Below are 25,918 nucleotides of genomic sequence, written 5' to 3'. Positions count from 1 at the left end.
GGCTCCTCCGGGGTAGCAAACCCTTGCCCGGGGCCTGGGGCGATGTTACGCTCCAGTGCGGGAGCGCTCCCACTACGGTGGTGGTCCAGTCGGGATCAACCGCCTTTCCCGCCGAACGCGACGAAACCCGCCCTCAGAGAACAGGACCAGCAATGCCGCTAGCCCATTTCCCCGCTCGTTCAGCGGGCACCCCGGCCGACGTTCCGCAGCAGCGGCGTCTCCGGATCCGGTCCATTGCCGGCACTGCCGCACTCCTCATCGGCCTCATCGGCAGCGGCGGCGGCGTTGCGGCTGCCTCGGTGGCGGGAGCGCCGCAGACCCCCGCGCCCGCACCCCGCCAGGCCCCGGCCGCCCCGCAGGCGGGCGACCCCGGCTTCGGCCCCAATGTCCGAATCTTCGACCCCAGCATGCCGGTGGCCGATATCCAGGCCACCGTCGACTCCATTGCGGCCGAACAGGTCGACGACGAAATGGGATCCAAGCGGTATTCCCTGCTGTTCAAGCCCGGAACCTACGGCAGCGCCGAGGAGCCCCTCATTGTCCAGGTTGGCTACTCGACGGAGGTCGCGGGCCTGGGCGCCTCACCCACGGACGTCACCATCAACGGGCACGTTGACGTCTACAACCGGTGCCTGACCGCGGACAACTGCATTGCCCTAAACAACTTTTGGCGCTCATTGTCCAACCTCACCATCAACGTCACCGGCCTCGAGGGCTGCCGCAGTTCGGCCAACTTCTGGGCTGCCTCGCAGGCCTCCCCCATGCGGCGGGTCAACGTCACCGGCGGCAACCTTTCCCTCATGGACTACTGCACCGCCGGACCGCAGTATGCCAGCGGCGGCTTCATTTCCGACTCGAAGACCGGCCCTGTGATCAACGGTTCACAGCAGCAGTACTTCGTGCGTGACAGCAGCATCGGCGACTGGTCCAACGGGGTCTGGAATCAGGTCTTCTCCGGAGTGGAGGGCGCCCCGGAGCAGTCTTTCCCGAATCCGCCGTACACCAATCTGGCGAGCACCCCGGTCAGCCGGGAGAAGCCATACCTCACCCTCGACGCCGCGGGCCAGTACGGCGTCTTCGTTCCCGCGGTCCGCAAGGACTCCGCCGGGACGACGTGGGAAAACGGCCCTACGGCCGGCCGCAGTATCCCGCTGTCCGACTTCTACGTGGCCAGGCCCGGTGATTCAGTCAAGACCATCAACTCCCAGCTGGCTCGCGGCAAGGACCTGCTGCTGACCCCCGGGGTATACGACATCGACCAAAGCATTGAGGTCAAGCGTGCCAACACGGTTGTGCTCGGACTCGGCATGGCTACCCTCACGGCTGTCAATGGCGCCGTGCCACTGACGGTCGCGGATGTCCCCGGCGTCGATATCGCCGCCATCACAGTTGATGCGGGCGAGGTCAACTCGCCCGCGCTGATGCGAATCGGGAAGGCCGCTAAACCTGAGGCCGGCGCAGCCCGGAAGTCCCTGAATCACAGCGACCCGGCCAATCCCACCACGCTTCACGACGTGTTCTTCCGCATCGGCGGCCCGCACGTGGGCAAAGCCTCGGTGAGCCTGGAAGTCAACAGCGACAACGTGCTCCTGGACCACATCTGGGCCTGGCGGGCGGATCACGGCAACGGCGTCGGCTGGACCACCAATACGGGGGACAACGGCGTCATCATCAACGGCGACCACGTCACGGCCACCGGCTTGTTCGTGGAGCACTACCAGCAGTACAACGTCATCTGGAACGGCGAACACGGCAGGACGGTGTTCTTCCAGAACGAACTGCCCTACGACGCTCCCAACCAGGCAGCCTGGCAGCATGACGGGGTCCTTGGCTGGGCGGGCTACAAAATCGCCGATTCCGTCAAGACCCACGAACTCTGGGGCGGGGGAAGCTACGTCTACAACAACGTCGACCCCACGATTCACGCCACCCGGGGCTTCGAAGTACCGGTCACACCCGGAGTGAAGCTCCACAGCCTGCTGACCGTCAACCTCGGCGCAGGAACCCTGGACCACGTCATCAACGACACCGGCGCTCCGGTCTCGACGGACGCCGTCGGGGTGCCCAGCTACGTACCCAGCTTCCCCTGACCAGCATGCGTAAGGCACTTAGGGCGTGTCTCCCAATTGGTTATTGTCTGCTCTGGCATGCTGGAATCATGTCGCGAACTGCCCGTCCTGCCCGATGCCCAATGGGAGCGGATTGAACCGTTGATGCCCAGTTCCGACGGGAGCCGTGGGAGGCCGTTCCAAGACCACCGTCTGATCGTCGAAGACATTATCTACCGTTTCCGGGCGGGAATTCCCTGGCGCGACCTGCCGGAGGCCTTCGGCCCGTGACAGACAGTCTGGAAACGCCACCGCCGCTTCAGCGGCGACGGAACCTGGGACAAGATCCACTCCCGGATCCTGGCGGAGGCCGACGCGGCCGGGATGACCGACTGGGAAGTCTCCTCGACTCCACGGTCAACCGGGCCCACCAACACGCCACGAACCTTCCCCGCCACACAGGGGGACCTGTCGAATTACATGAATCTGTTAGAGGAACCGCCTGACCACGGGATCGGGAGATCCCGCGGCGGGCTGACAACGAAGATCCATCACCTCTGCGACGGCAAGATGCGCCCACTGGTCATGTTGCTCGGTCCCGGGCAGGGCGGGGACTCCCCAATGTTCCCGCACCTGCTGGACTCCCTCAGCGCTCCCCGGCTGGGTCCGGGCTGGGCCCGTTCCCGCCCGAGCCCTGGCGGACAAGGCCTACTCCTCAAAGGCCAACAGGGAACTTCTGCGCCGGTGCGGCATCCAGGCGGTGATCCCGGAACGGTCCGTTCAGGAAGCGAACCGCAAACGCCGCAGCAGACCAGTAGGGCTGGACAAGGAAGCCTACAAGCGCCGAAACGTCGCCGAACGGTCCTTCAACATCTTCAAGCAAATGGCGTGGCCTCGCCACCGCGACGACAAGCCCGCCCTGACCTACCGCGGCGGAGTTGTGCTCCGCGCCATCACCATCTGCCTCAAGGAATTAGGAGACATGCCCTAGCCTCGATCTTTCATGAGGCGGGTTTTCTGGCGTCACGTCAACATCATTGGAGAGTCGGATGCCGGGAAACTGGCACGTCCGGTTCGGAGGGAGGCCACGCGGAAAAGGACCCCATCAAGGGCACCTCGCCGCGTGGCCGACCCACCCGGCAGCGTTAATACCGAGCTGTTGACCGAACTGCCCGGACACCTGACCCGCGGACACCCGCAGCCGGCACCGGTGCTGACCCTCAAAGAGCTAGACACGGCCATCTGCCGTTTCATCACGGATGACTACCGCCAGAGCGAGCACCTCGAGATCAAAGACACCCCGCATCTTGCCTGGGTAGGCGACGGCTGGCTGCCCAGGCTCCCGGCAACCATGGACGAACTGAATCTATTGTTGCTGACCGTGGCCAAATCCCGGATCGTCCACCGCGACGGCGTGCACTTCCAGGGGCTCAGATACGTCTCGCCACTCCTGGCCGCCTACGTCCGAGAACCGGTCATCGTCCGCTACGACCCGCGGGACATCACCGAGATCCGCGTCTTCCACAAGAACCAGTTCATCTGCAGGGCCGTGGACCCTGACCATGAAACCTCCACTCTCACTTTGAAAGACATCCAGGCCGCGCGATCGGCCCGCCGCCGGGAACTGCGCGGACAAATCAACCAGCGCATCGCAGTCGTGGCCCGGCACCTGCCGGACCTGGCATCAGCGAAACCGACTCCCGCCCCGGACGCTGTTGATCCACCCAAGAAGCGCCCAAAGCTAAGCACCTACCTGGAGGACGGCCAATGACTACACAGAGCTTCATCGCAACGAAAGAGCACCGCCGGTTCGCGGAATCGGCAAGACCCTCTCCGCCAGGCGCTACGCAAACTGGCACAAGGCCGAGAACCTCCTGATCAGTGGGGTCCCCGGGACGACTCTGACTACCAGATCTATGCAGCGCTGGCCCGGGGCACGCAGCGTCTTCTACACCCCCGCTGCGCTCACCTCGCCCAAACAGATCCATGCCGAACTCGAGCACATCAGCACCCGCGTATCGATCTGTGTTGACCAGCATCTGGAAAAGATCGGCAAGAAGACAGGACCACCCACCCGCACCGGCAAGCATGTGGAGCTGCTCATCATTGACGAATCCGAGCGGCTCAACGCCACGGCCCTGGAGCTGTTGCGTGACCGCTACGACCGGGACAACATAGCCCTGATTCTCATCGGGATGCCCGGGATCGAAAAATGGTTCAGCCGCTACGCACAGCTCTACAGCAGGGTCGGCTTCGCCCACGAATACCGTCCGCTCGCCCAGGAAGAACTGCACTTCGTCCTGGAGCGCCGGTGGCACAAACTTGGCCAGACCCTGAACCCGGAAGACTTCACCGACGCCCAGGCCATCGCGGCCGTCGCCCGGATCACCCGCGGCAACATCCGCCTCATCGACCGGCTCTTCACCCAGGTCGAACGGGTCATGAAAATCAACGAGCTCAACACGATCACGGACGACGTCATCGAGGCCGCACGCTCAACCCTCGTAATAGGAATCAGCTAACCGCCAAAGCGAGCTGTGAAGAAACCGCCATTTCGAACCAACAGTCACATCTGTGTGCTCGAAGAAGATTTCCCGGCCGTTGCACGCGTTCAGCAGCTCAGGGTGGTCAAGCACTATGTGGGAACCTTTAGTGCCGCCCATGAAGGATGTCGGAGCGCCGAGGGATTGGTTGGTCAGATCGACCCATGCTCCTGTGGTGTTAACAATGACGTCGGCGGCGAAAGTGAAGGATTCTCCGGTCAGCTCATCGGTCAGTTCGATGCCGTCCTGGCGGATGCCCGATACGTTGACGTAGTTGCAGGACCGGGCGTTCTCGTTGGTACGCTCGCCGTCTTGAAGGAGGTCAAGCGTCATTCGTTCGGGATTGTGTGCATCGAAGTAGGTGGCCGTGTACTTAATCCCGGAATTGAGCCGAGGCAACTCGCGCAGGGCTTTCTTGCGTCCCTTGAACTCATATCGGGGAACCGAACCCCCATCCCTGGAAAACGCATCGTAAAGACTTAATCCGACCTTGATGAGGAACGCTCCCCGCTCTTTCGGCCTGCACTGCTGTTTGTGGGTGAGGAAGCGGAGGGGAGCAGCGAGTACTCCGGAGAAAGTACTGAAAATAGGGATCGTGGTCTTCAGCGGCTTGACGTAGTGAGGAGCAAGGTTGAGCAGTGCGTTGCGCTCGGTCACAGATTCTTTCACCAGGCGAAATTCCCCGTTTTCCAGGTAACGGATCCCGCCGTGAATCATGTGCGAGGAGGCGCCGGATGCTCCCTGGCAGAAGTCGCCGCGTTCCACAAGGGCGACGTCGATGCCTTGCAACGCGAGATCGCGTAAGGTACCCACTCCGTTTACACCGCCACCGATAATCAGTACTTGCGCGCGGGGGGGCGGTCCTGCAGGTTCGTGACGGACTGCCGGCGCTTCTTGGCATCGGGGAGCTGGGGAAGATGATGGTTGGTCAAAGCATTCCTCTTCTTGATGGGGCATCAGTGAGGCGACTTCGCGCCCGTTTTCGTCGTCATAGCTGTTGGTCGTTCTTGGCTTGCTGCACTGGTGGCCACGAAGCAGGCCCAGATCCGGAGTCGGTGGCAGTAGCGGATGCCCAGCGGTATGGCGTCGACTAGTCCCCCTCGGCCGGCTTGAGAGGAGAGAATGACCGGCTGGAGGGCATTTTGGGCGTGCTGATTCAGGTTCGGGCAGCTTGTGCTGCCCGAACCTTGCCCCTCTTCCGCCGGTTCTTAGCGATTAGCCCGCTACTGCCGCCTTAGCGTTGGCAAGCTCGATCGGACGGCCCTCCGCGATCGAGCGCTCGGCGGCCAAGCCCATGCGCACAGACTGAACACCGTCTGCAATGGTTACTTCCACCGGGCCTTCTCCCAGGATGGCTTTGCGGAAACCTAAGTGCTCGTAATACGTCGAACCATGGTGTGCACCGGCGGCCAGGACAGCCTCATCTACAGGAACTTCGTGGCTTTCGGGTCCCAGCGGTGACCGGGGACTGAATTCGACCACTGCTTCATGCTCATCGCCCTCGATCCAGTGGCTGGCGGCAACCGGGATGAGACATTCAATCTTTGCTTCATCTCCGATGATCGAAATCCGCTCCTGGAACTTGGAGCCCTCAGCGAACAAGGAAAGATCCAGCATGGCCCTCTTTCCACTCTGAAAATCGACGATGACGAAGGCGTTGTCGATGATGTCCGGTGTCCGTCCCTGGTATTTCTCGTCCAGGTGATTCACATCGCTTCCGCCACTTGCGTAAATACGAGTGGGTTCGTCCTGCAGGATGAGGCGCATCAGGTCAAAGAAGTGGCAGCACTTCTCGACCAGAGTCCCGCCGGTCCGCTCATTGAAACGGTTCCAGTCTCCAACCTTCTCCAGGAACGGGAACCGGTGTTCGGTGATTGACAGCATCACGGGCCTACCAAGCCGACCGTTGTGCACCGCCTGAATGAGCTCCTGAACAGGAGGCATGTAGCGGTATTCCATTGCGACCCACACAGGGGCCGGGTAGGAGGCTGCAAGGCTTTCCAGTTCAGCGGCATCCTTCTCTGTGGTGCAGACCGGCTTTTCGACCAGCACGGCAAGTTCCCTGCCGCTGCTGAAGATGTCCTTAAGTATCTCCATGTGCGTGTCATTGGGGCTGGCGATGACGAGCGCATCCACGGTTGCGTGCTCCAGCAGCTCTTTGTGGCTGGTGAAGCTCTCCACGCCATATCCGATCTGGTCACGCGTCTTATCCAGGGATGACTGTTCAGGGTCCGAAACGGCCACGATCTGGCTCCCTGGGATGAGTGCCAGGTTCCGGACATGCTCCCTAGCCATGTGTCCAGCTCCAATCAGGCCATATCGGACTGTCCGTACTGATTCTTCGGTGCTCGGTGCTGACATGAGATGCTCCGCTTTCTCTACGTTGAGGGTGGGGTAAGCCTGAGTATTTACCCTAAGAACTATACAGAAAGTGTTGTCTTTCCAACATAGCGTGTGTATATTTCATCAGTATTAGCCGTTATCTACAACGAGGTGGACTGTGTCCGATACGTCATCAAGCGGAACCCTGCTGTTCGTGGGCTGCGCAACTCTCGACTCGATTGCGCTGGTATCGGAATACCCGACCGCTGACAGCCGGACGATCGCAGAGGACTTCGTCACCGCCGGCGGCGGGCCGGCAGCAACTGCGGCAGTGGCGGCAGCCAGGCTAGGAGCCCGGGCTGCCTTTGCCGGAATAGTCGGCGACGACGAAGAAGGGGACCGCGTCATCAGCGGGCTCAATGCAGAGGGCATAGACACAACCGCCGTTGTCCGCGATAAAAGTGTCCGGACTGGGGCGAGTGTCATTGTCGTTAGCCGCGAAAGTCAGAGCCGGGCTATCGTGACCCGGCCCCTTCCCCCTGTACGTTTCCCCGCAACGGGCGCATTCCGCGATGCGGTGGAAGCCGCCGCTTGGGTCCATGTGGACCACCTGGGGTGGGGTGCGGTGTCCGGATTCAAAGGACTCAACATCAGCGTGGACGCCGGTAATCCTATTCCGGGGTTCCATCCGGCCGAAGTGAGTCTCTACGTACCGACTATCGAGCAGCTGTCTTCAAGATACGGGGCTGACCTGGACGAAGTGGTGCTCCTGCAGCGGGCCATCGACGAAGGCGCCTCGTGCGTTGTGGCCACGGCAGGATCCCAGGGTTCGTGGGTACATCGGGGGACCGGAAGCGCGGTCCACGTCCCGCCGACTACAGCAACCATCGTCTCGACTCTAGGAGCCGGGGACGTCTACCACGGCGCCCTACTGGCAGCAGTATCGGCCGGTCTGGACTTGGTCGAAGCCGCAGCGGTAGCAGGCCAGGTGGCCACGACGTCCTGCGAGGGCCTTGATGGCCGGTCGATGATCCCACGGCTGACCCTCACAGCCTCCTCAACTTTTACTCAATCCGTCTAATTGAAAGAAGCAGTCATGTCACGTACCGATCTTTCCGCCCTCCAGCGCCCGTCTGGTGCCTTCGCCATGCTCGCCGTTGACCAACGTGAAGCCATGCGAAATATGTTCGCCGAACACCAGGATGAGCCCGTCACCGATGCCGACCTGACAAACTTTAAGCTGAACGCAGCTCGTATTCTTACGCCCTACGCTTCAGCGATCCTGATCGACAAGCAGTTCGCGCTTGATCAGGCTATTGAGGCTGGCGTCGTGGCCGACCAGTGCGGGCTAATTGCCTCAGCTGACCACTTCGAGACAGCCCACGGTGAACTGGTCGGGGAAGTCAGCATCGACCGCGAGGTTGAGCCCCACAAATACGCCGCACTGGGAGTCAAAGCGCTCAAGCTCCTCGTCCTCTACCGTCCGGACCAGCCTGCTGGGGGTCGAGTCGCGATGGTCAAGGAATTTGTGGAGCAGTGCCGCGCCGCAGGACTGATCAGCATCATCGAACCACTGTCCCGCAAACCGCTCGGTGGCGGCGAATTCGACTGGGACAAGGGAGTCATTGAGGCCGCAAAGGAACTGGGTTCACTCGGCGCCGACTTGTACAAGGCCGAAATTCCGTTCCATGGTCAGGCATCCGAGTCCGAGGTCCGCGCAGCGTGTGCTGAAATTACCCGCGCCGTAGACGGTCCCTGGGTGGTCTTGTCCTCCGGCGTCCCCGAAGACGTCTTCCCGGTTGCGGTGCGCTGGGCCTGCCTTGAAGGTGCCAGCGGCTTCCTTGCCGGCCGCGCCGTGTGGCTGTCATGCATTGGATCCGAGGATGTAATCAAGTCGCTGGAAACGGACGCCGTGCAGCGGCTGACCCGACTCTGCGACGTTGTCGATGAGGTGGTTTCGGCGCAGCGGACCATCGCATGAGCCAGGAAAACGCAAGCCCCGCGTCCTGATGCTCGCCACTGCCGCCGACCTTCGTTATCGATGGTGACACCGCAGCAAATACGCAATTCCTACACCAGCACAATCAGTACTCAATGAGGAGAATACCGTGAACCAGATTTCCCGCCGACACGCACTCAGCCTGTTCGGGCTTGCCGGTATCGGCGTAGCCGCCGCGGGCTGCGCAGGACCCGGTGGCACTACTGCCCCGACAACAGGAGCGGGCGGCCCCGCTACCGGAGCTGTTACGGGTAAGGTGTCCTTCGCTCACTGGCGTGGCGAGGACAAAGTCGTTTTTGATGAGCTCATTAAGCGCTTCATGGATGCGAACCCGGGGACGACCGTAACGCAGGACATTTCTACCTCGAATGACTACAACGCGCAGGGGTTGCAGAAGGTCCGTGGGGCTGCGATCGGTGACGCGTTCGCCACTTTCCGGGGGTCGCAGTTCAAGAACTTCAACGAGGCCGGCATCTACACCGACTTGACGTCCACCAAGGCGGCCTCTCAGTACACGGACGAGTTGCTGGCTGCCGGAAAGAATGGGGACAAGGTCGTTGGCCTGCCCTATCAGGTAGTCTTCCCCATGCCGCTGGCAAACCTGGACCTGTTCGACAAAGCCGGAGCCAACCTGACCCCTAAGACGTGGGATGAATTCCTCGGCACCTGCGATTCACTCAAATCCTCCGGGGTCATACCGATCTCCTGGCCCGGCGGTGACGTCGGAAACGGCGGGCAGCTCTTCAACTGCATGATCGTCAACAACGCACCCGTAGTCGATGTGGGTACACAGATCGAGCAGGGAAAGCTCAAGCTCACTGACGACTGGTTCATCAGGATGCTCGAGCAGTACCGTGACCTGATCCCGTTTCTGCAGCCGAACGCCACGGGCACAGCGGTTGAGCCCGCACAGAACTTCTTCGCCCGGCAGCAGGCGGCGATGCTTGCCACCGGCTCATACCACATCGCAGCAGTCCGTAACCTCGGAGCGGCGTTCCCCATGGACCTCATCTTTCCCCAAACGACGACGTCCGGGACGCCCAAATTTGAAGGGGTCTACAACGCGACATTCATCCTTGGCGTCAACTCCGCCAGCGACGTCCAACCGGCCGCGATGGCCTGGGTCGACTTCCTGTCCACCCCGGAGAATGCCTCCTACTACGCCAACGGAACGGCGCAGCACGTCGCAGTGTCCGGCGTGGACTACACCAACCCCGATCTGCAGCGCATGAGCCCCTGGCTGAAGAAAAAGACGGCTTTGGCGCCAAGGTTCCAGTTCCAGAACCTCGATGTCCGGAATGCTGTAGAAGCCACGGCGACCTCCGTCATATCTGGCACTTCCCCCCAGCAGGCGGCGGAAGCAGCACAAAAGATCGTAGACGAACGGCTATGAGCGTCAACATTGGAGGGAAATCCTCGATAGCCAAGGGGAAAAAGTCTCCTCCCACACCGCCAGCCAGGAACGGCCGGCGCCGGTCGCCGACCCGTGTTAATCCGGCTCTCTATCTGTTTCCGTTGCCGGCTGTCGTCATTATCATGTTCTTCCTGGTCTTGCCGACTCTTCAGGCTTTCCAGTACGCACTGACCGACTGGAACGGGTTCTCCGCAGCCTTCAACTACGTGGGCCTGGATAACTTCGTTCGTGCCTTTACCAACGATTCACTGTTCGCCAACGCCATGGCGAACAACCTGAAGTTTATGCTGGTTGTGGTGATTGCACAGACCGCATTCTCGCTGATGCTCGGGCTGCTCCTGACAAAGAACTCCCGTAGCAGTGTCGCCTTGAGAGCAATCTTCTTCTTTCCGACGATCCTTTCTTCAGTCTCCGTGGCGTTCATCTGGAAGTTCATCTACGACCCGAACTTCGGGCTCGCGAACTCCGTTTTGGGAGCCATCGGACTTCAAGGGCTGCAGGGGTCATACCTGGGCGACAACGCGCAAGCCCTCTACTGGGTGGCCGTCACTCAGGTCTGGTTCCATGCCGGGCAGATGATGGTGGTCTATGTCGCCGGCCTTCAGGCCATCCCCAAGGAACTATACGAGGCCGCGGAGATGGATGGCGCCGGTAAGTGGGAGCGGTTCAAAACGATTACCTGGCCCTTCGTGGCCCCGGCCACTGCCATTGTTGTCGCCTACACAACGATTCAATCTTTTAAGGCCTTTGATTTGATCCTCGGCATCGCAGGAAACCCTCCAAAACAGTCTCTGGACATCCTTTCAACCCGGATCTACAGCACCTTCGCCAATTCCGACTTCGGCTACGCCGCTGCCCAGTCAATCATCTTTATGGCCATGATCGCATTCGTCACTTGGCTCCAGCGTCGACTACTACGCCTTACCCAGAAGGAGGCATAGCGTCATGTTCGCCTCAATATCCCGCCGCGGTATCCTCGCCATCTATACCGTCATCATTCTTGTCCCATTGACTGTGGTGATCTTTGGCAGCTTCAAGTCCACGCAGGAGCTCTTCGAAGGGCCTTTCAATCTCCCTCAATCTCTGGCGCCCACCAACTTCGCTGAGGTTATGACTGGCCAGGATATGGGCCAGTCGTTCATGAACAGCACCATAGTCACCCTGGTGTCCGTGCCTCTGACCTTGTTTCTGGCCAGTCTCGCCGGATACGGCGTGGCAAGGATCAGAGGATTCTGGTCAGCCGCGATATTCGGATTCCTCGTCTTGGGTATGGCCATCCCCGCACAGGCAAACATGGTGCCTCTCTATGTACTCTTTGGACGCCTCGGGCTGTTGGATAACCTTACCGGCCTCATTCTGGCAAATGTCGTTTCCACCTTGCCGATCGCGGTGTTCATTCTCGGAGGATTCATGCGCACCCTTCCCCAAGAGCTCTATGAAGCCTCCTCGATTGACGGTACCGGCCCGTGGAAGACTTACTCTTCGATCGTGATGCCACTGTCCACGCCGTCCCTGGCGGCGGCAGGGATCTTCCTATTCGTCATTCACTGGAACGAACTGCTGTACCCGCTCCTGTTTATCCAGTCGCCCGCAAACAGGACACTCCCGTTGGCGCTGCTTAGCTTCCAGGGGGAGTTCCAGACCAATTATCCGCTGCTCTTCTCTGGGGTCATCCTGGCATCCCTCCCCGTTGTTCTGGCTTACATATTCCTTCAGCGCTACTTCGTCGCCGGAATCACATCGGGCGCGACCAAGGGATGAAATTGGAGGAATATCCTGCCCTGACACGGGCAAGGTGGGATGACCAACTGGTTTCACTGTCTCATCTTGCGGAAAAGCTTGGCGTGGACACCATAGTCCTCAGGGATCCACCGAACCTGTCGTGGTTCACGGGCGCGAGATGGCACGTTCCGCTCACGCTGAACACCGCCTGTTTTGACGTTGTTCTCACTGGCTTGGGACCCGGCAATATCCCTGAGGTTCGTGTCGTCACCAACGCCATCGAAGCTCCACGGCTGCGTGATATTGAGTTCGCGGGCCAAGACGTCGAGTTTAACGTCGTGCCCTGGACGGAGAACCGAGCGTCACGGCTGCCGACGGGACGGTCAGTGGCAGTCGACACCGGTGATGGTGCATCGCTTGACATCCAGGCGGATTTGGCAGGGCTCCGCAGAATCCTCAACCAAAAACAACGCGCCGATCTCACGGATCTAAGCGCAGACTTGGCGCGGATTACCGGGGACGTTGTCTCGGCCCTACGACCGGGAATCACCGAGCAGAACATCGCCGGGACCCTGATCGCGGCATTGCTGAAGGAGGGAATCGAGTGCGTCGCGATTTTCGTCGGAAGCGATGAAAGGATTGGCGCGCACAGGCACCCCCTGCCGACGAGCAACACGGCGCACGACAGGGTCATGGTCGCATGCTGTGGGCGGCGCCGCGGACTCGTCGGCTCGATCACCCGGATGGCTTCCTTCAGACCACTGCGCAACGAGGCCCGCAAATACGCCGCGCTTCTTGAGGTAGAACGCGCGTTTCTCGATCACAGCAAACCCGGGGCTGTCCTTGGAGAAGTATTTTCCAGGGGGCAAACGCCTACGCAGCGAATAGGTTTGATCCGGACGAGTGGCACAGACACCACCAGGGAGGCATCACCGGCTACAGCCCGCGTGAGCTGATCGCCACTCCAGATACGGACCTGGTCCTTCAAGAGGGGATGGTCCTCGGATGGAACCCCTCCGCGGCCGGCTTCAAAGTCGAAGACACGGCACTGGTCACCGCCACCGGCGTGGACATACTCACTGCCGACAGCCGGTGGCCGACATTGAACATCGGGGGTCGGGAACGCCCCGACCTCCTGGAACTTTAGAAAAGAGAGACACGTGAACCTGAAAGAAGCCCAGCACCTGGTAAATGGCACTTGGTACGCAGGTGACGCGAGCAAGGACGTCATTGATCCGGGCAACGGCGCTGTCGTGGGCCAGGTGTCGTGGGGATCTGCAGTGGACGCCACTGCTGCAGCCGACGCTGCAGCAGCTGCCTTCCCCTCATGGTCCCGGACCACGGGACGTATCAGGGCAGACCTTCTCCGCAATGCTGCAGACCTTCTGGCTGAGCGCAGAGATGAGCTCGCCCATGTTCTCGCGCTGGAAGCCGGCAAGAGACTGCCCGAAGCCCAGGGCGAGGTTGATTTCTCAGTCGAATACTTCCGTTGGTTCGCTGAGGAATCCCGCCGCTCCACTGGCACCATCCGGCCCCCCGAGATGAACGGCCGCAGGCACATGTCCGTGCGCAAGCCCATCGGCGTCGCATTGAGTCTCACCCCATGGAACTTCCCGGTATCGATCCAGGCACGCAAACTGGCTGCGATGCTCGCTGCTGGTTGCTCCGTGGTGGGTCGAGTATCTGAAAAGGCACCCCTGGCGGCAACCGGCCTGTTCGAAGTTCTGGTCGATGCCGGGTTCCCTGCGGGAGTCGTTAATCTGGTGCATGGCCCCTCTCGAGAAACAACGGCCGCCCTGCTCGAGCATCCTGCGGTCAGGGCCGTCAGCTTCACTGGATCAACTGGCGTAGGCGCCCAGATCATGGGACAGGCGTCGGGGCGGATCGTCCGACCCTTGCTCGAGCTGGGCGGAAACGCCCCGTTCATTGTTTTTGACGACGCCGATCTGGACTTGGCGGTGGAAGGCGCCGTTCTGGGGCGTCTACGCAACACCGGCCAATCCTGTGTTGCCGCCAACCGGTTCCTGGTACAAGAGGGCGTTGCTGAAGAGTTCACTGCTCGGCTGGGAGAGCGTTTTGACGCCATGACCATCGGCCACGGGGCGCCCATGGACGGTTCTGCGGTGCCAGACCTGGGACCTGTCATCGACAACGACCGGGTCGCAGCCGTCCAGGCGCTCATTGATGACGCCATTGACCGGGGCGCCCGGCGTGTCACCAAAAGGACCGACGTTCCAGCAGGCGGCTCCTTCCTCGCACCGACGCTGCTGGCAGATGTTCCCGGCGATGCTCGCTTGATTACCGAAGAAGTCTTTGGGCCTGCTGCTGGCGTCGTCACGTTCTCCGATGAGCAAGACGCCGTCGAGAAGGCGAACGCAACCGAGATGGGCCTGGCAGCCTACCTGTGGACTCAATCGCCGAAGCGGAGCTGGGAGTTTCCGGAACGTATAGAAGCAGGAATTGTCGGCGTCAATGACCCCCTGCCCTCCGTTGCTTTTGCGCCGATGGGCGGGGTCAAACAGTCCGGTCTGGGTAGGGAAGGTGCCGAACTGGGAATGGAAGAGTTTGAGGAGGTTCAGTACGTGGCCTGGAAGCCGTAATGACCACAACTGCTCTGGTGCTAGTTTCCGTCTTTGTGGGGGCGGGTATGCAGCGATTTACGGGAATGGGCTTTGCACTGGTTGCCGCACCGTTTCTCGTTCTCCTCCTGGGGCCCGTCGAAGGCGTCATTCTGGTCAACCTCTGTGGCGCGGTCACCGCTGGAGCAATCATCTTCAGGGTCTTCCGCGACGTGAACTGGAGGACATACGGCATCCTGACTGCGGCTGCAGTGGTCGGTATCGTCCCTGCCTCATTCGCTGTCAGAATAATGCCCCCCGCGGTACTCGAAATAGGAATCGGCCTTCTGCTTGCTGCTGGATTGACGGTTTTGCTGGCCATGCGGTCAGCCCACCTGGCTCCACGACGTAGGTTCCTCTGGGCCGCGGGTGCGATGAGCGGATTCATGAACGCCTCCGCCGGCGTCGGGGGGCCGGCCGTCAGTATCTACTCTCTGGCAACCAGATGGCCGCACCGTTCATTCGCAGCAACCATGCAGCCCTACTTCTTCACCATTGGTTCGTTGTCTCTCGTGGCCAAGGCAGCAACCACACCGGCTCAGTTTCCCGATATCCCTTGGCACATGTGGGTCGCGATCTCGGTGGCCTGTCTGGTTGGTCTTGGAGTTGGCGAACTGTTTGCCAAACGGGTTTCCCCTAAGGCTGCCCAGATTGTCCTCATCGTCCTGGCATATCTAGGCGCGGCAGCAACGGTGACGCGGGGAGTCTTCGACGCCATTGCCTAGCTGTGCCAAGGGCAACCACAGATGACTACACAACCAAAGCAGCAAAGCACAAGAAGTACCGAACAATAACCAAAAGGAAAACCATGAGTGAATCAACCAGTACAGTCAACACAATCACGGTGGCCGTCGGAGACGCCGAGCCCATCACCCTACGAGTGGGTGGCCCCGAGCCTGCTGTCATTCGCTTGGAAGTAGCCGACAACGCGTGCTGCCATCATCCGCATTCAGCGACGCAACCAGGCTCCTACACCTACACCGAGCAGGCGGCGCGAAAGTCCTAGCCATCTATTCCTTCCCTAGTTACTCCTTTCCCGGCAGCATGCTGATGTTCGTAAACTGACATACAATGTTGAAGAACCGTCAATGACGTTCCTGGGGCATTCCTATACGAACGCTCTTGCCGTTTCGGCTTGCTGCCGTGTAAGGAGTAACTTGAACCTCAAATCCTGCTTTAAGGCGTACGACGTGCGCGGCGTCGTCGGCGAAACCATAACCACGGAAATCGTGGAAGCGGTGGGAGCCGCTTTCGTAGACGTCTTTGGCTTAAGTGGTGAGACCATCCTGGTGGGTGGGGATATGCGGCCTTCGTCTGAAGACTTCATTCAGGCGTTCTCCAACGGCGCTGTCGCCCGCGGAGCTTCCGTTACCGTCCTCGGCCTTATCTCAACAGATGAGCTCTATTACGCCTGCGGAGCCTGGGATAAGGCGGGCGTCATCTTCACGGCCAGCCACAACCCGGCCGGCTACAACGGGATCAAAATGGCCAAGGCCGGTGCTATTCCAGTGTCAGCCGAAAGTGGCCTTGACGATATCCGGATTCGTGCTGAGCACTACCTCCAGGTTGGGATCGGGGCACTTCCTGATTGTGGAGACGTCAGCCACAGCAACGTACTGGGTGAGTACGCCAGGGCTCTGCGCAGTCTCGTGGATCTGAGCGCAATCCGACCGCTGAAAGTGGTTGTTGATGCAGGCAATGGCATGGCCGGACTAACCGCACCGGCGGTTTTGGGCGATGACATCCTCCCCGCCCTCCCGTTGCAGCTCGTCCCGCTCTACTTTGAGCTGGACGGTTCGTTCCCCAACCATCCTGCAAATCCCCTGGAGCCGGAAAACCTTCGCGATCTCCAGCGGGCAGTCATAGAAGAGCAGGCCGACTTGGGTCTTGCCTTTGATGGAGACGCTGACCGCTGCTTCGTTGTGGACGAAAACGGAAATGCGGTTTCGCCATCGGCAATCACAGCGCTCATCGCCACTCGTGAAATAGCACGCGCAACTGCCGCCGGTGAAGCGGAGCCGGTCATCATCCACAACCTCATCACCTCACGGGCAGTTCCGGAAATCGTGTCAGCCGCAGGAGGGCGACCTGTTCGGACACGAGTGGGCCACTCGTTCATTAAGGCTGAAATGGCCGCTAACTCCGCTGTTTTCGGAGGAGAGCATTCAGGTCACTACTATTTCCGTGATTTCTACAACGCAGACACGGGCATGCTCGCAGCCCTGCATGTTCTCGCTGCCCTTGGAAGTCAGGAAGAGCTGTTATCGGAACTGGCTCGGGAGTTTGACCCCTACGCTGCCAGCGGCGAGATCAACTCCGTGGTCCCGGAACCGCTGGAAACAATGAATCGGGTACGGGCAGAGTTCGATGACGTCCGCGTCCTGATCGATGATCTTGACGGAATGAGCTTCACCGCGGCATCGGGGGACTGGTGGTTCAACCTCCGGCCTTCCAATACAGAACCGTATTTGCGGCTGAACGCGGAGGGCATCGACGTCCCGACCATGGAATCAATACGGGACAAGGTTCTTACATTGATCCGGCAGTAGCCAGAACCAGGCCATCGGCCACAGCGGTGTTCCCCCACGCCCGCCAGTCATCACCCCCTCGTCACTTGCCATGGCGCCCGTGCGCAATGGCAGGTGCCGTGTACTCAGGAAACCTTCGCGCTCCCGGGCGCCGGCAGAGGCGGCTCGGTTTGCTCCGAGATACGCAGGGCCAGTATGGCTGCGGCCTCTTCCAGCCAATGGCCTGGGCTGCTGATGGCTGCCTCGACGCTTCCGGCCGTCTCCGCGAGAGAGACGGCGGTAGTGAAGTGCTCGGTTCCGGCCCGGATCGATCCGGCAACCAAGGCGGTCCTGATGCCAGCAGCATCGGCAAGGCCTGCCAGTTCGGTCGGAACCTTTCCCGCTGCGGACTGGCCGTCATAGCAGCCTTCGCCGGTGATCAGCAGATCGCTTTCCAGAAGCAGGGACCCTATCTGAAGAGCCTAGGCAACCGCCCTAGCGCCGGGAACCAGCTGCGCGCCCCAGGCGTGAAGGCCAAAGCCGGTCCCCCCGCAGCGCCTGCGCCGGAGATATCAGGCGATGCATGAGTGATCTTCCCAGCAAAGCCGGCGAGTCTGCATTCATAAGCGGACCTGTCTGCTGCCGAAATTCCTTTCTGCGCGCCAAATACAGCTACCGCGCCTTCCTCACCCAGCAGGGGGCTGGTGACGTCTGTGATGACGACCACCCCTCCGGGCGGGAGAGGCCGAACAGCCGAAAATCAGCTACAACGAGAGAATCCAGACCCAGTTGCCAGCAGGGATTTCGCACCCTTCTGAACTAAGAAATCGGGCTCCCAAAGCGGAGAGCGCTCCCGTACCGACGTCAGTGGAACAGCTGCCACCGATTCCAAGAATGAGCCCCTGCACGCCGAAGTCAAGCGCTGCCGCTATAGCCTGTCCAAAGCCGACGGTGTGCGCATCCGGAACCAACTCGCTGAGCAAGGTAATGCCGCTCGTGTTTGCAAGTTCAACAACACCTCGACCGTCGGCCAGCAACAGCCATTCTGCCGAAACGGGATCTCCCGCGGGGCCGGTGACCCTGACGGGCATCCGCCGGGAGTCAGGATACGCTGCCTCGACGGCGTCCAGGGTGCCTTCGCCCCGTCGGCCATAGGAGTCAGCTGCACGGTGTCGCCTGGCCTCATGCGGAGCCAACCGGAAGCGATCGCCGAGGATGCTTCAAAGGAGGTTGCCGAGCCCTTGAACGAATCAGGGGCAACGAGCACCCGCAGGTCCGGGAGGCTCATACGCTCAGGACCACGTTGACGGGTGTCTGGCCTGAAAGCAGCAGGTTAATTTGCCGTTCCAGGAGCCGTGCCATTCTCGGAAGCATTGCGGAACTGGCTCCGCCGACGTGAGGGGTAATGATTACTCCCGGTGTCCGCCAGAGCGGGTGTTCCGAGGGCAACGGTTCCGGATCTGTTACGTCTAGCGCTGCCCGAAGCCTGCCGGTGGACGTGTGCCTTACCAGCGCCTCGGTATCGGCCACCGGTCCCCGGGCGATGTTGACCAGGAGCGAGCCGTCAGCCATGGCCGACAGGAAGTCATCATCGATAAGGTGCCGTGTCCCCGGAGTCAAAGGGACTCCAACTATGACAATGTCCTGCAGGGGCAGCAGCTCCGGCAGTTGCGCCATCCCATGGATGGTGCCGCGCTCATCCGTCCGTTCGTTCCTTGCAACGCGGGTTACATGCGTTTCGAAGGGCAGCAGCCGCTCTTCAATGGCCTTTCCTACGCCGCCGTAGCCGACAATAAGAACCCGCCGGTCTGCGAGGCTGGGGCTGGTTAGTTGCTTCCACTCGCCCCGGTCCTGTTGCCGGACATATTCTGGTAGGCTTCGCTGGCTCGCAAGAAGCAATGCCAACACCAGTTCGGCAGTAGACGTCTCATGGACGCCCGCAGCATTTGCAAAAATGCTTCCCTGGGGAAGGACCTCTGCCACGCCATCAAAACCAATGGATTGGCTCTGAACAAGGCTTGTAGTCACTCCGTCGAGGGCTCTTAGGAGATCTATCCTGCCCATGTAGGGCGGTACGACGATGTCAATCACCGGTCGCGGGGGCGGTTCCGTCATGTCCCAAACTAAGAACTCTGCTTCCGGGCGGCCGGTCAGATAGGGCAAGATTTTTTGATCTGGCAAGCTGACGCTCAGTGTGCGGCTCATGAGGCCACAATCAACTGAACGGATGCAGCTTCCAGGGCTTCTGCAATTTCGAGCGGTGGCGGAGCATCCGTGACAAGGACGTCAACGTCGCTGAATGCCGTCAGTCGGGCCAAAGCAGAACGCTGCATTTTCTGATGAGTCGCTACTACAACGACGCGCTCGGCGGCCGCCATAAGGGCTATTTTCGTCGAGCGCTCAAGGTCGCGTTCGATATAAAAAGCCTCGTCATGAATTCCGCTCACGCCTATGAAAGCGGTTCTAGCACGGAGTCCCTCTGCAGCTGTGGTCGTCATTGGACCTGTAAACGCTTGGCTATCGATTAGCAGCTCACCGCCGAGGCATATAGTTCGAGCTGCAGTGAGCTGCATGCATCGCTGGATTGTGGGTACGGAATGAGTGATTATCGTTCCGGTGAACGAGGAGGATAATTCGTTCGCGATTTGAAAAGTCGTCGTACCCGCGTCGAGAATGATGGCGTCCTGGCTGCCAATCAGGGACAGGCAAGCCACGGCAACCCTGTGCTTGGCGTCCGCGTCTTCCCTTACCCTGGCAGCAAAATCTGCCGTCTGGCCCGGCATCGCTGTTCCGCTGACTCCACCATGGACGACGCGGACAAGCCCGCGTTTGGCCAAGACGCGCGTATCGCGTCGTACCGTCATGTCAGAGACTTCAAAACTTTCGGCCAGCTCGGTAGTAGAGATGAAGCCACGTCGCCCCAGTTGATCCAGGATCGCTGTCTGGCGTGGTGTCAGCCGAACAGCACTACTAGGCCCCATGAGACATCATCCTCGAACCCTAATGTGGCAGGGGGTGGTTAACCCTTGCCCGGCGGCTCCGCCGTTTTCCAACGTTGACATTCTTGCTCCCGCTTTTCTCCCTGCCGTGGACGGTGATCCACGGGAATTGTCTCACGCGCCCATGTTATCAAATTAACACAAAGTGTCGGAAAGTCACCATAGCTCCATGCCTGGTTCAGTTCAGGCGCCGGCGCGGACACTGCCAGCGCCTCTGTTCTTGAGGGCCGGGTGTCTTGATGGACGTCTCTACAACTTTCCTATGGGCGCGGTGTATCAGCCCGGTACGGTCGATGGCCGGGCTCGATATGTCCGAATTTCAACATTTCATGGTCGATTTCCTTCATTTGGCGTAGGATCGGAAACAGTCGCTGTTCAGTGGCTGCAATAGAACAGAGAGGAAACAACATGATGTGGCTGAACAGTGCCGCTCACGCGCGATGGCTCGAAGCGGAAACCGATCGGCTTATCAATTTCGCCGCAGGTTCAAAGGTTCCGACGGGATTCGGCTGGCTCGATAACAAAGGCGCGGTATTCACCGACAAGGCGACCCATCTCTGGATTACCGCGCGGATGATCCACAGCTTCGCTGTCGCCGCCCTGATGGGACGCCCGGGTGCAGCGACACTCGTCGACCATGGAATCGCCGCGCTCAACGGAGTTTTCCATGATGATGAGTTCGGCGGTTGGTACGCTGAGGTCGACGAGAACGGGCCGGTGAACGACACCAAGTCCGGCTACCAGCACTCCTTCGTGCTCCTCGCTGCTGCCAGCGCGGTTGCGGCGGGGCGCCCCGGAGCCCGAGAACTGCTCGACGAGGCGTTGCGGATAGCTGACACGAAGTTCTGGGACCACGAAGCCGGCATGTGCCTTGACTCGTGGAACCGCGACTTCACGGAGACTGAGGCATACCGTGGTGGGAACGCGAGCATGCACTCAGTCGAGGCGTACCTAATTGTCGCTGATGTGACTGGGGAGAACCGCTGGCTCGAACGAGCCCTTCATATCGCCGAGGTGCTTATCCACAAATTTGCGCGCAACAATAACTACCGGGTCTTCGAGCACTTCGACCCGGAGTGGAACCCGCTGCCGGAGTACAACGCCGATGACCGGGCCAGCCAATTCCGAGCGTACGGCGGAACCCCCGGCCACTGGACCGAGTGGGCGCGCCTGCTCCTCCACGTCCGCGCCGGGCTTGAAGCTCGTGGGATGGAGGTCCCAGCCTGGCTACTTGAAGACGCGCGAGGCTTGTTCGACGCTGCCATCCGCGACGCGTGGGAGCCGGACGGTCATCCTGGATTCGTATACACGGTCGACTGGGAAGGCAAGCCGGTTGTCACGACCCGCATTCGCTGGGTTCCCGCCGAGGCAATCGGGGGTGCGGCAGCTCTTTACAGCGCCACCGGCGACAAGAAGTATGCGGACTGGTACGAGCGGATTTGGGACCACGTCCGCGACTGGTTCATAGACTACGAGCACGGATCTTGGAAGCAGGAGCTCGACGAGAACGGCAATGTCACCTCGACCGTCTGGTCCGGTAAGGCTGACATTTATCACTTGTGGCACTGCCTGGTGGTCCCGCGTCTTCCGCTGGCGCCCGGGCTTGCTCCGGCAGTCGCGGCAGGCCTGCTGGATGCACGGCTTAGTGCAATCGAGCAAGTCAAGGAACCCGTCGCCCGCTGAGGCCGAAGTCCCGCGGAGGCCTTGGTTCAGACTTCTGCGGGACTTGGCCTGTTGGACGACGAGTGCCTTGTAGCTATGGATCGGGAAGGCCTCTTCTAGCTTCGATCAACGGTGCAGCCGGCGGCGCTTATCCAGGCCGCGGCTCGCTACCCAGCAGACGGCCCATAAGACGACGACGAGCCAAAGGGTCTCCGTGACGTTCGGGGCCATGCTGAACGAGGCAAGGACGTGGGGGAAAGCGAAGACCAAGAAGGCGGTACCGACGAGGGCGACCATGACGGCCCTGGCGTTCATCTTGTGTCCCCTCTCGGACTGCGTGGACATTTCCCACAGCGTATCGCTGTGGTCAACGCCCACGGTTTGCACAGTCCCCTAATGGGGTCCCTCTAGGACCATCCGTGAGCTGGTGCAGACGACTTTGAACATTCCGTACAGAGGACTTCGGAAACTGACACCGTTGTCCACCGCTGCCGGGCCAGTCTGGAATTTAGTAGGAAGTCCGAGTATATTCGCTTGCAGAGATGACCTGGATCACATGCGAAGGAGCGTTGCATCATGGTGCGCGAACTATCCCATTACGTAGACGGACAACGGGTGACGGGGACCTCCGGCCGCTTCAGTGACGTTTTTGACCCCTGCACGGGCCAAGTTCAGGCGCGTCTGCCCCTGGCCAGCGGGGAGGAGGTACGGAACGTGGTGGCCGCCGCCGAGAAGGCACAGGTCCAGTGGGGCGCCATGAACCCGCAGCGCCGCGGCCGGATCCTGCTTAAATTCGTGGACCTCGTCAACGAGAACATGGATGAACTCGCCACGCTGCTGTCCTCCGAACACGGGAAGACCTTCGCCGATTCCAAGGGCGATATCCAGCGCGGCATTGAAGTAGTGGAGTTCGCGGCGGGAGCCCCGCACCTGCTCAAAGGCGAGTTCTCCGACGACGCCGGTGCAGGCATCGACGTCCACTCGCTTCGCCAGCCACTTGGGGTGGTCGCGGGCATCACCCCGTTCAACTTCCCGGCCATGATCCCCCTGTGGAAGTCTGGCCCGGCCCTCGCCGCCGGAAACGCCTTCATCCTCAAGCCCTCCGAACGGGACCCCTCGGTTCCCCTGCGCCTGGCCGAACTGTTCACGGAGGCCGGGCTACCGGACGGGGTGTTCAACGTGGTCAACGGGGACAAGGAGGCCGTTGACGCGCTGCTGGAGGATCCCCGCGTGAAGGCCATCGGCTTTGTGGGTTCAACGCCCATCGCCCAGTACATCTACGCCACCGCGGCCGCCCACGGGAAGCGGGCCCAGTGCTTCGGCGGGGCCAAGAACCACATGGTGATCATGCCGGACGCGGACCTGGACATGGCTGCCGACGCCCTGATCGGCGCCGGCTTCGGTTCCGCCGGCGAGCGCTGCATGGCCATTTCCGTGGCCGTCCCGGTGGGGGAGAAGACCGCGGACGCGCTGGTATCCAAGCTGGCCGAGCGCGTCAAACACCTCAGGGTAGGCCACAGCCTGGACAAGGACTCGGACTTCGGGCCCGTGGTGGCGGCGAGTGCCAAGGAACGGATCGAGGGCTACATCCAGTCCGGCGTGGACGAGGGTGCCACCCTGCTGGCCGACGGTCGCGGCCTCAGGGTGGAAGGCTATGACGACGGCTTCTGGGTGGGACCTACGCTCTTCGACCACGTCACCAAGGACATGAAGATCTACCAGGAGGAAATCTTCGGCCCCGTCCTCAGCGTGCTCCGTGCCGCCGATTACGACGAAGCCCTCCGGCTGTGCTCCGAGCACGAATTCGGCAACGGCGTGGCCATCTTTACCCGCGACGGCGACGCCGCCCGGGACTTCGCCAGCCGGGTGGAGGTGGGCATGGTGGGCATCAACGTGCCCATTCCGGTTCCTATCGCCTATTACACGTTTGGCGGCTGGAAGGCGTCCGGGTTCGGCGACCTGAACCAGCACGGCGCCGACGCGTTCCGTTTCTACACCAAGACCAAGACAGTCACCACGCGCTGGCCTTCCGGCATCCGCCAGGGTGCCAGCTTCATCATGCCGGAAGGCAGCTGATGACGGAGGTTCTGTTCGAGAAGCGCGGCCACCTTGGCGTCATCACGCTCAACCGGCCCAAAGCCGTCAACGCCCTGAATGCCGGCATGGTGGACGCCCTGCTGGCGCAGCTGACCGCCTGGGCGGACGACGACGGCGTGGCCACTGTCCTGGTGCACGGCGCCGGCGAGCGTGGCCTCTGCGCCGGGGGCGACATTGTGGCGATCTACCGGGACATCCTTGGCGGCGGTACGGAAACTGCTGACTTCTGGCAGAACGAATACCGGCTGAACTCCCTCATCGCCGCCTACCCCAAGCCCTATGTGGCCTTTATGGATGGCCTCGTGCTGGGCGGCGGCGTGGGAATCTCCGCGCACGGCTCGGTGCGGGTGGTTACCGAACGGACCCGGACAGGAATGCCGGAGACCACCATCGGGTTTGTGCCCGACGTCGGCGGGACCTGGTTGCTGGCGAAGTCACCTGGGCAAACCGGCACGCATGCGGCCCTGACGGGAGCCCACCTGACCGGGGCGGATGCCGTTTTCCTGGGTCTCGCGGACCACTTTGTCCCGTCGGGGAGCCTGCCGGAGTTGGCGGCGGCGCTGGAACTCGAAAGTGCGGAAGCCGCCGTCGTCCGCTTTGCCCAGGACCCGCCGCCCTCCGGGCTGGAGGCGCAGCGCGACTGGATCGATGCCGCCTATGCCAGTGATGACGCTGAGGACATTGTCCGGCGGTTGCGGACCTTGGGCGGCGCGCCGGGCGGGGAGCCTGGGTCTGAAGCAACCGAGGCCGCTACGACCATCGAGGCGAAGTCCCCTACGGCTGTGAAGGTGACCCTGGAGTCTCTCCGCCGGGCCAAGGAACTGACGCTGGACGAAGCGTTGGCGCAGGAATACCGGGTGGGGCTTCGGTTCCTGGCCGCGCCGGACTTCCGCGAAGGGATCCGCGCGCAGGTGGTGGACAAGGACCGTACGCCGCAATGGAAGCCGGCCACGCTGCACGAGGTGCACGAGGCGGACGTGGAACGGTTCTTCGCGCCGCTGGGGGACCGGGAGCTCAACCTGCACACAAAGGAGCCGGACAATGCCTGAACAAACTACCGTTGCTTTCCTGGGCCTGGGCCACATGGGCGGGCCCATGGCAGTTAACATGGTTCGTGCCGGCTACACCGTGGCGGGCTTCGACGTGGTCCCCGCCGCCCTGGCGGCCGCCCAAACGCACGGTGTCCCCACGGCGGCCAGTCCGCTGGACGCCATTGCCGGTGCCGACGTTGTACTGACCATGTTCCCCAGCGGCCAGCATGTGCTGGACGCCTACCGCGGCGCGGAGGGACAGCCGGGCCTGCTGGCCGAGGCCAAGCCGGGGACCATGTTCCTGGACTGCTCCACCATCAACGTTGACGAGGCACGGGAAGCCTCCGCGCTCGCCATTGCGGCCGGCCACCGGGCTGTGGACGCCCCGGTCTCCGGCGGTGTGGTGGGTGCGGAAGCCGGCACGCTGACCTTTATGGTGGGCGGCGAGGCGGCGGATTTCGAAGCTGTCCGGCCGCTGCTCGAGGTGATGGGCAAACGGGTGGTCCACTGCGGCGGGCACGGCGGCGGCCAGGCCGCCAAGATCTGCAACAACCTCATCCTGGGGGTCTCCATGATCGCGGTCAGCGAAGCCTTTGTGCTGGGCGAGAAGCTGGGCCTGACGCACCAGGCGCTCTTCGACGTCGCCTCCAACGCCTCCGGACAATGCTGGGCCTTGACCACCAACTGCCCTGTTCCCGGACCGGTCCCCACCAGCCCCGCCAACCGCGACTACCAGCCGGGCTTCGCGGGGGCGCTGATGGCGAAGGACCTGCGGCTGGCGCTGAATGCGCTGGAAAGTGCCGGGGTGGCGGCCCGCCTGGGACCGCTCGCCTCGGAAATCTACGATACGTTTGCCGCTGAAGGCGGAGCCGGCCGGGACTTCTCCGGAATCATTACGGACATCCGCGACAAATCGCAGCACTAGCACCATCTGCAGCACCAGCAACTCGCGAAAA

The 25,918-nt window shown here is 61.4% G+C and carries 24 protein-coding genes and 3 pseudogenes; 19 read left to right on the top strand and 8 right to left on the bottom strand.

Features of this window, described 5'->3' with window-relative positions; translation table 11 throughout:
• Window positions 1–152: 152 nt before the first annotated feature.
• The 4 genes and pseudogenes from NG696_RS12705 to NG696_RS12690 all read left to right on the top strand — a co-directional run bounded on the left by NG696_RS12705 (window position 153) and on the right by NG696_RS12690 (window position 4,570).
• Window positions 153–2,090, top strand: coding sequence for a pectate lyase-like domain-containing protein (locus NG696_RS12705; protein WP_252575642.1), 1,938 nt, complete (start codon window positions 153–155; stop codon window positions 2,088–2,090).
• A 57-nt stretch (window positions 2,091–2,147) separates the two neighbouring features.
• A pseudogene (locus NG696_RS12700) lies at window positions 2,148–3,039 on the top strand (IS5 family transposase).
• 132 nt (window positions 3,040–3,171) lie between these two features.
• On the top strand, window positions 3,172–3,819 hold the full coding sequence (locus NG696_RS20990) for a Mu transposase C-terminal domain-containing protein (protein ID WP_252575640.1): 648 nt from the start codon (window positions 3,172–3,174) through the stop codon (window positions 3,817–3,819).
• Between the two features lie 46 nt (window positions 3,820–3,865).
• Complete coding sequence (locus tag NG696_RS12690; RefSeq protein WP_308291972.1) at window positions 3,866–4,570, top strand: AAA family ATPase; 705 nt, start codon at window positions 3,866–3,868, stop codon at window positions 4,568–4,570.
• Between the two features lie 48 nt (window positions 4,571–4,618).
• On the opposite strand, the pseudogene NG696_RS12685 reads toward NG696_RS12690, so the two are convergent.
• Both NG696_RS12685 and NG696_RS12680 read right to left on the bottom strand, forming a co-directional pair.
• Window positions 4,619–5,523 (bottom strand): annotated as a pseudogene (locus NG696_RS12685) (FAD-dependent oxidoreductase); the annotation flags it as partial.
• Window positions 5,524–5,806: 283 nt separating this feature from the next.
• Window positions 5,807–6,952, bottom strand: coding sequence for a Gfo/Idh/MocA family protein (locus NG696_RS12680; RefSeq protein ID WP_256472193.1), 1,146 nt, complete (start codon window positions 6,950–6,952; stop codon window positions 5,807–5,809).
• A 175-nt stretch (window positions 6,953–7,127) separates the two neighbouring features.
• Here NG696_RS12680 and NG696_RS12675 point away from each other — a divergent pair, with 175 nt between their 5' ends.
• The 11 genes from NG696_RS12675 (at window position 7,128) to NG696_RS12625 (ending at window position 17,215) form a co-directional block, all read left to right on the top strand.
• Window positions 7,128–7,994, top strand: a complete 867-nt coding sequence (locus tag NG696_RS12675) for a carbohydrate kinase family protein (protein WP_252575634.1) — start codon at window positions 7,128–7,130, stop codon at window positions 7,992–7,994.
• A gap of 15 nt (window positions 7,995–8,009) precedes the next feature.
• On the top strand, window positions 8,010–8,894 hold the full coding sequence (locus NG696_RS12670) for an aldolase (RefSeq protein ID WP_252575631.1): 885 nt from the start codon (window positions 8,010–8,012) through the stop codon (window positions 8,892–8,894).
• 127 nt (window positions 8,895–9,021) lie between these two features.
• Window positions 9,022–10,305: an ABC transporter substrate-binding protein gene (locus tag NG696_RS12665; RefSeq protein WP_252575629.1), complete on the top strand. Its 1,284-nt coding sequence runs from the start codon at window positions 9,022–9,024 to the stop codon at window positions 10,303–10,305.
• Window positions 10,302–11,267 (top strand): carbohydrate ABC transporter permease, encoded by a 966-nt coding sequence (locus NG696_RS12660; RefSeq protein WP_252566737.1) that lies wholly within the window; start codon window positions 10,302–10,304, stop codon window positions 11,265–11,267. The genes NG696_RS12665 and NG696_RS12660 overlap by 4 nt, the downstream gene beginning before the upstream one ends.
• Window positions 11,268–11,271: 4 nt before the next feature.
• The gene (locus NG696_RS12655; protein ID WP_252566739.1) at window positions 11,272–12,087 is read left to right on the top strand and encodes a carbohydrate ABC transporter permease; all 816 of its coding nucleotides are present in this window, start codon (window positions 11,272–11,274) and stop codon (window positions 12,085–12,087) included.
• An 83-nt stretch (window positions 12,088–12,170) separates the two neighbouring features.
• The gene (locus NG696_RS12650; protein WP_252575628.1) at window positions 12,171–13,004 is read left to right on the top strand and encodes a M24 family metallopeptidase; all 834 of its coding nucleotides are present in this window, start codon (window positions 12,171–12,173) and stop codon (window positions 13,002–13,004) included.
• A gap of 38 nt (window positions 13,005–13,042) precedes the next feature.
• On the top strand, window positions 13,043–13,195 hold the full coding sequence (locus NG696_RS12645) for a hypothetical protein (RefSeq protein ID WP_252575625.1): 153 nt from the start codon (window positions 13,043–13,045) through the stop codon (window positions 13,193–13,195).
• Between the two features lie 13 nt (window positions 13,196–13,208).
• Window positions 13,209–14,648, top strand: a complete 1,440-nt coding sequence (locus NG696_RS12640; protein WP_252575624.1) for an NAD-dependent succinate-semialdehyde dehydrogenase — start codon at window positions 13,209–13,211, stop codon at window positions 14,646–14,648.
• On the top strand, window positions 14,648–15,391 hold the full coding sequence (locus NG696_RS12635; protein ID WP_252575623.1) for a sulfite exporter TauE/SafE family protein: 744 nt from the start codon (window positions 14,648–14,650) through the stop codon (window positions 15,389–15,391). The genes NG696_RS12640 and NG696_RS12635 overlap by 1 nt, the downstream gene beginning before the upstream one ends.
• Before the next feature lie 83 nt (window positions 15,392–15,474).
• Entirely contained in the window at window positions 15,475–15,672 is a 198-nt protein-coding gene (locus NG696_RS12630; protein ID WP_252575622.1) for a hypothetical protein, read from the top strand.
• A gap of 82 nt (window positions 15,673–15,754) precedes the next feature.
• The gene (locus NG696_RS12625; protein ID WP_252566751.1) at window positions 15,755–17,215 is read left to right on the top strand and encodes a phosphomannomutase/phosphoglucomutase; all 1,461 of its coding nucleotides are present in this window, start codon (window positions 15,755–15,757) and stop codon (window positions 17,213–17,215) included.
• Between the two features lie 104 nt (window positions 17,216–17,319).
• Here the strand turns inward: NG696_RS12625 and NG696_RS20985 are convergent, their stop codons facing one another.
• The 5 genes and pseudogenes from NG696_RS20985 to NG696_RS12610 all read right to left on the bottom strand — a co-directional run bounded on the left by NG696_RS20985 (window position 17,320) and on the right by NG696_RS12610 (window position 20,154).
• Entirely contained in the window at window positions 17,320–17,613 is a 294-nt protein-coding gene (locus NG696_RS20985) for a glycerate kinase (RefSeq protein ID WP_252567166.1), read from the bottom strand.
• A 29-nt stretch (window positions 17,614–17,642) separates the two neighbouring features.
• Window positions 17,643–17,900, bottom strand: coding sequence for a glycerate kinase (locus NG696_RS20980; RefSeq protein ID WP_252566754.1), 258 nt, complete (start codon window positions 17,898–17,900; stop codon window positions 17,643–17,645).
• A 37-nt stretch (window positions 17,901–17,937) separates the two neighbouring features.
• Window positions 17,938–18,461 (bottom strand): annotated as a pseudogene (locus NG696_RS20975) (glycerate kinase).
• A complete protein-coding gene (locus NG696_RS12615; protein WP_252566757.1) occupies window positions 18,458–19,378 on the bottom strand; it encodes a 2-hydroxyacid dehydrogenase in 921 nt (306 codons plus the stop codon). Before NG696_RS12615 ends, NG696_RS20975 begins: the two are co-directional and overlap by 4 nt.
• Window positions 19,375–20,154, bottom strand: coding sequence for a DeoR/GlpR family DNA-binding transcription regulator (locus NG696_RS12610; protein WP_252566760.1), 780 nt, complete (start codon window positions 20,152–20,154; stop codon window positions 19,375–19,377). The genes NG696_RS12615 and NG696_RS12610 overlap by 4 nt, the downstream gene beginning before the upstream one ends.
• Before the next feature lie 426 nt (window positions 20,155–20,580).
• Between NG696_RS12610 and NG696_RS12605 the strand changes: the two genes are divergently transcribed.
• Window positions 20,581–21,855, top strand: coding sequence for an AGE family epimerase/isomerase (locus NG696_RS12605; RefSeq protein WP_252566763.1), 1,275 nt, complete (start codon window positions 20,581–20,583; stop codon window positions 21,853–21,855).
• Between the two features lie 105 nt (window positions 21,856–21,960).
• Here the strand turns inward: NG696_RS12605 and NG696_RS12600 are convergent, their stop codons facing one another.
• Window positions 21,961–22,212: a hypothetical protein gene (locus tag NG696_RS12600; RefSeq protein WP_252575620.1), complete on the bottom strand. Its 252-nt coding sequence runs from the start codon at window positions 22,210–22,212 to the stop codon at window positions 21,961–21,963.
• A gap of 198 nt (window positions 22,213–22,410) precedes the next feature.
• Here NG696_RS12600 and NG696_RS12595 point away from each other — a divergent pair, with 198 nt between their 5' ends.
• The 3 genes from NG696_RS12595 to mmsB are packed head-to-tail and all read left to right on the top strand — an operon-like array spanning window position 22,411 to window position 25,887.
• Window positions 22,411–23,910, top strand: coding sequence for a CoA-acylating methylmalonate-semialdehyde dehydrogenase (locus NG696_RS12595; protein ID WP_252575618.1), 1,500 nt, complete (start codon window positions 22,411–22,413; stop codon window positions 23,908–23,910).
• Window positions 23,910–24,980: an enoyl-CoA hydratase/isomerase family protein gene (locus NG696_RS12590; RefSeq protein WP_252566771.1), complete on the top strand. Its 1,071-nt coding sequence runs from the start codon at window positions 23,910–23,912 to the stop codon at window positions 24,978–24,980. Before NG696_RS12595 ends, NG696_RS12590 begins: the two co-directional genes overlap by 1 nt.
• Window positions 24,973–25,887: a 3-hydroxyisobutyrate dehydrogenase gene (mmsB, locus tag NG696_RS12585; protein WP_252566774.1), complete on the top strand. Its 915-nt coding sequence runs from the start codon at window positions 24,973–24,975 to the stop codon at window positions 25,885–25,887. Before NG696_RS12590 ends, mmsB begins: the two co-directional genes overlap by 8 nt.
• Window positions 25,888–25,918 lie beyond the last annotated feature (31 nt).

The sequence above is a fragment of the Pseudarthrobacter cellobiosi genome (assembly GCF_023913755.1).
Taxonomy (GTDB): Bacteria; Actinomycetota; Actinomycetes; order Actinomycetales; family Micrococcaceae; genus Arthrobacter; species Arthrobacter cellobiosi.
The sequence above is the reverse complement of the archived record's forward strand: the minus strand, read 5'-3'. Positions and strand labels throughout refer to the sequence as shown.

Excerpts from the sequence above, each read along its gene's own strand:
- NG696_RS12705 (WP_252575642.1), top strand. The coding sequence starts at position 153 with ATGCCGCTAGCCCATTTCCCCGCTCGTTCAGCGGGCACCCCGGCCGAC.
- NG696_RS12610 (WP_252566760.1), bottom strand. The coding sequence starts at position 20,154 with ATGGGGCCTAGTAGTGCTGTTCGGCTGACACCACGCCAGACAGCGATC.
- NG696_RS12655 (WP_252566739.1), top strand. The coding sequence starts at position 11,272 with ATGTTCGCCTCAATATCCCGCCGCGGTATCCTCGCCATCTATACCGTC.
- NG696_RS12630 (WP_252575622.1), top strand. The coding sequence starts at position 15,475 with ATGAGTGAATCAACCAGTACAGTCAACACAATCACGGTGGCCGTCGGA.
- NG696_RS12670 (WP_252575631.1), top strand. The coding sequence starts at position 8,010 with ATGTCACGTACCGATCTTTCCGCCCTCCAGCGCCCGTCTGGTGCCTTC.
- NG696_RS12680 (WP_256472193.1), bottom strand. The coding sequence starts at position 6,952 with ATGTCAGCACCGAGCACCGAAGAATCAGTACGGACAGTCCGATATGGC.
- NG696_RS12595 (WP_252575618.1), top strand. The coding sequence starts at position 22,411 with ATGGTGCGCGAACTATCCCATTACGTAGACGGACAACGGGTGACGGGG.
- NG696_RS12635 (WP_252575623.1), top strand. The coding sequence starts at position 14,648 with ATGACCACAACTGCTCTGGTGCTAGTTTCCGTCTTTGTGGGGGCGGGT.
- NG696_RS12605 (WP_252566763.1), top strand. The coding sequence starts at position 20,581 with ATGATGTGGCTGAACAGTGCCGCTCACGCGCGATGGCTCGAAGCGGAA.
- NG696_RS12660 (WP_252566737.1), top strand. The coding sequence starts at position 10,302 with ATGAGCGTCAACATTGGAGGGAAATCCTCGATAGCCAAGGGGAAAAAG.
- NG696_RS12590 (WP_252566771.1), top strand. The coding sequence starts at position 23,910 with ATGACGGAGGTTCTGTTCGAGAAGCGCGGCCACCTTGGCGTCATCACG.
- NG696_RS12615 (WP_252566757.1), bottom strand. The coding sequence starts at position 19,378 with ATGAGCCGCACACTGAGCGTCAGCTTGCCAGATCAAAAAATCTTGCCC.
- NG696_RS12625 (WP_252566751.1), top strand. The coding sequence starts at position 15,755 with ATGACGTTCCTGGGGCATTCCTATACGAACGCTCTTGCCGTTTCGGCT.
- NG696_RS12645 (WP_252575625.1), top strand. The coding sequence starts at position 13,043 with ATGGTCCTCGGATGGAACCCCTCCGCGGCCGGCTTCAAAGTCGAAGAC.
- mmsB (WP_252566774.1), top strand. The coding sequence starts at position 24,973 with ATGCCTGAACAAACTACCGTTGCTTTCCTGGGCCTGGGCCACATGGGC.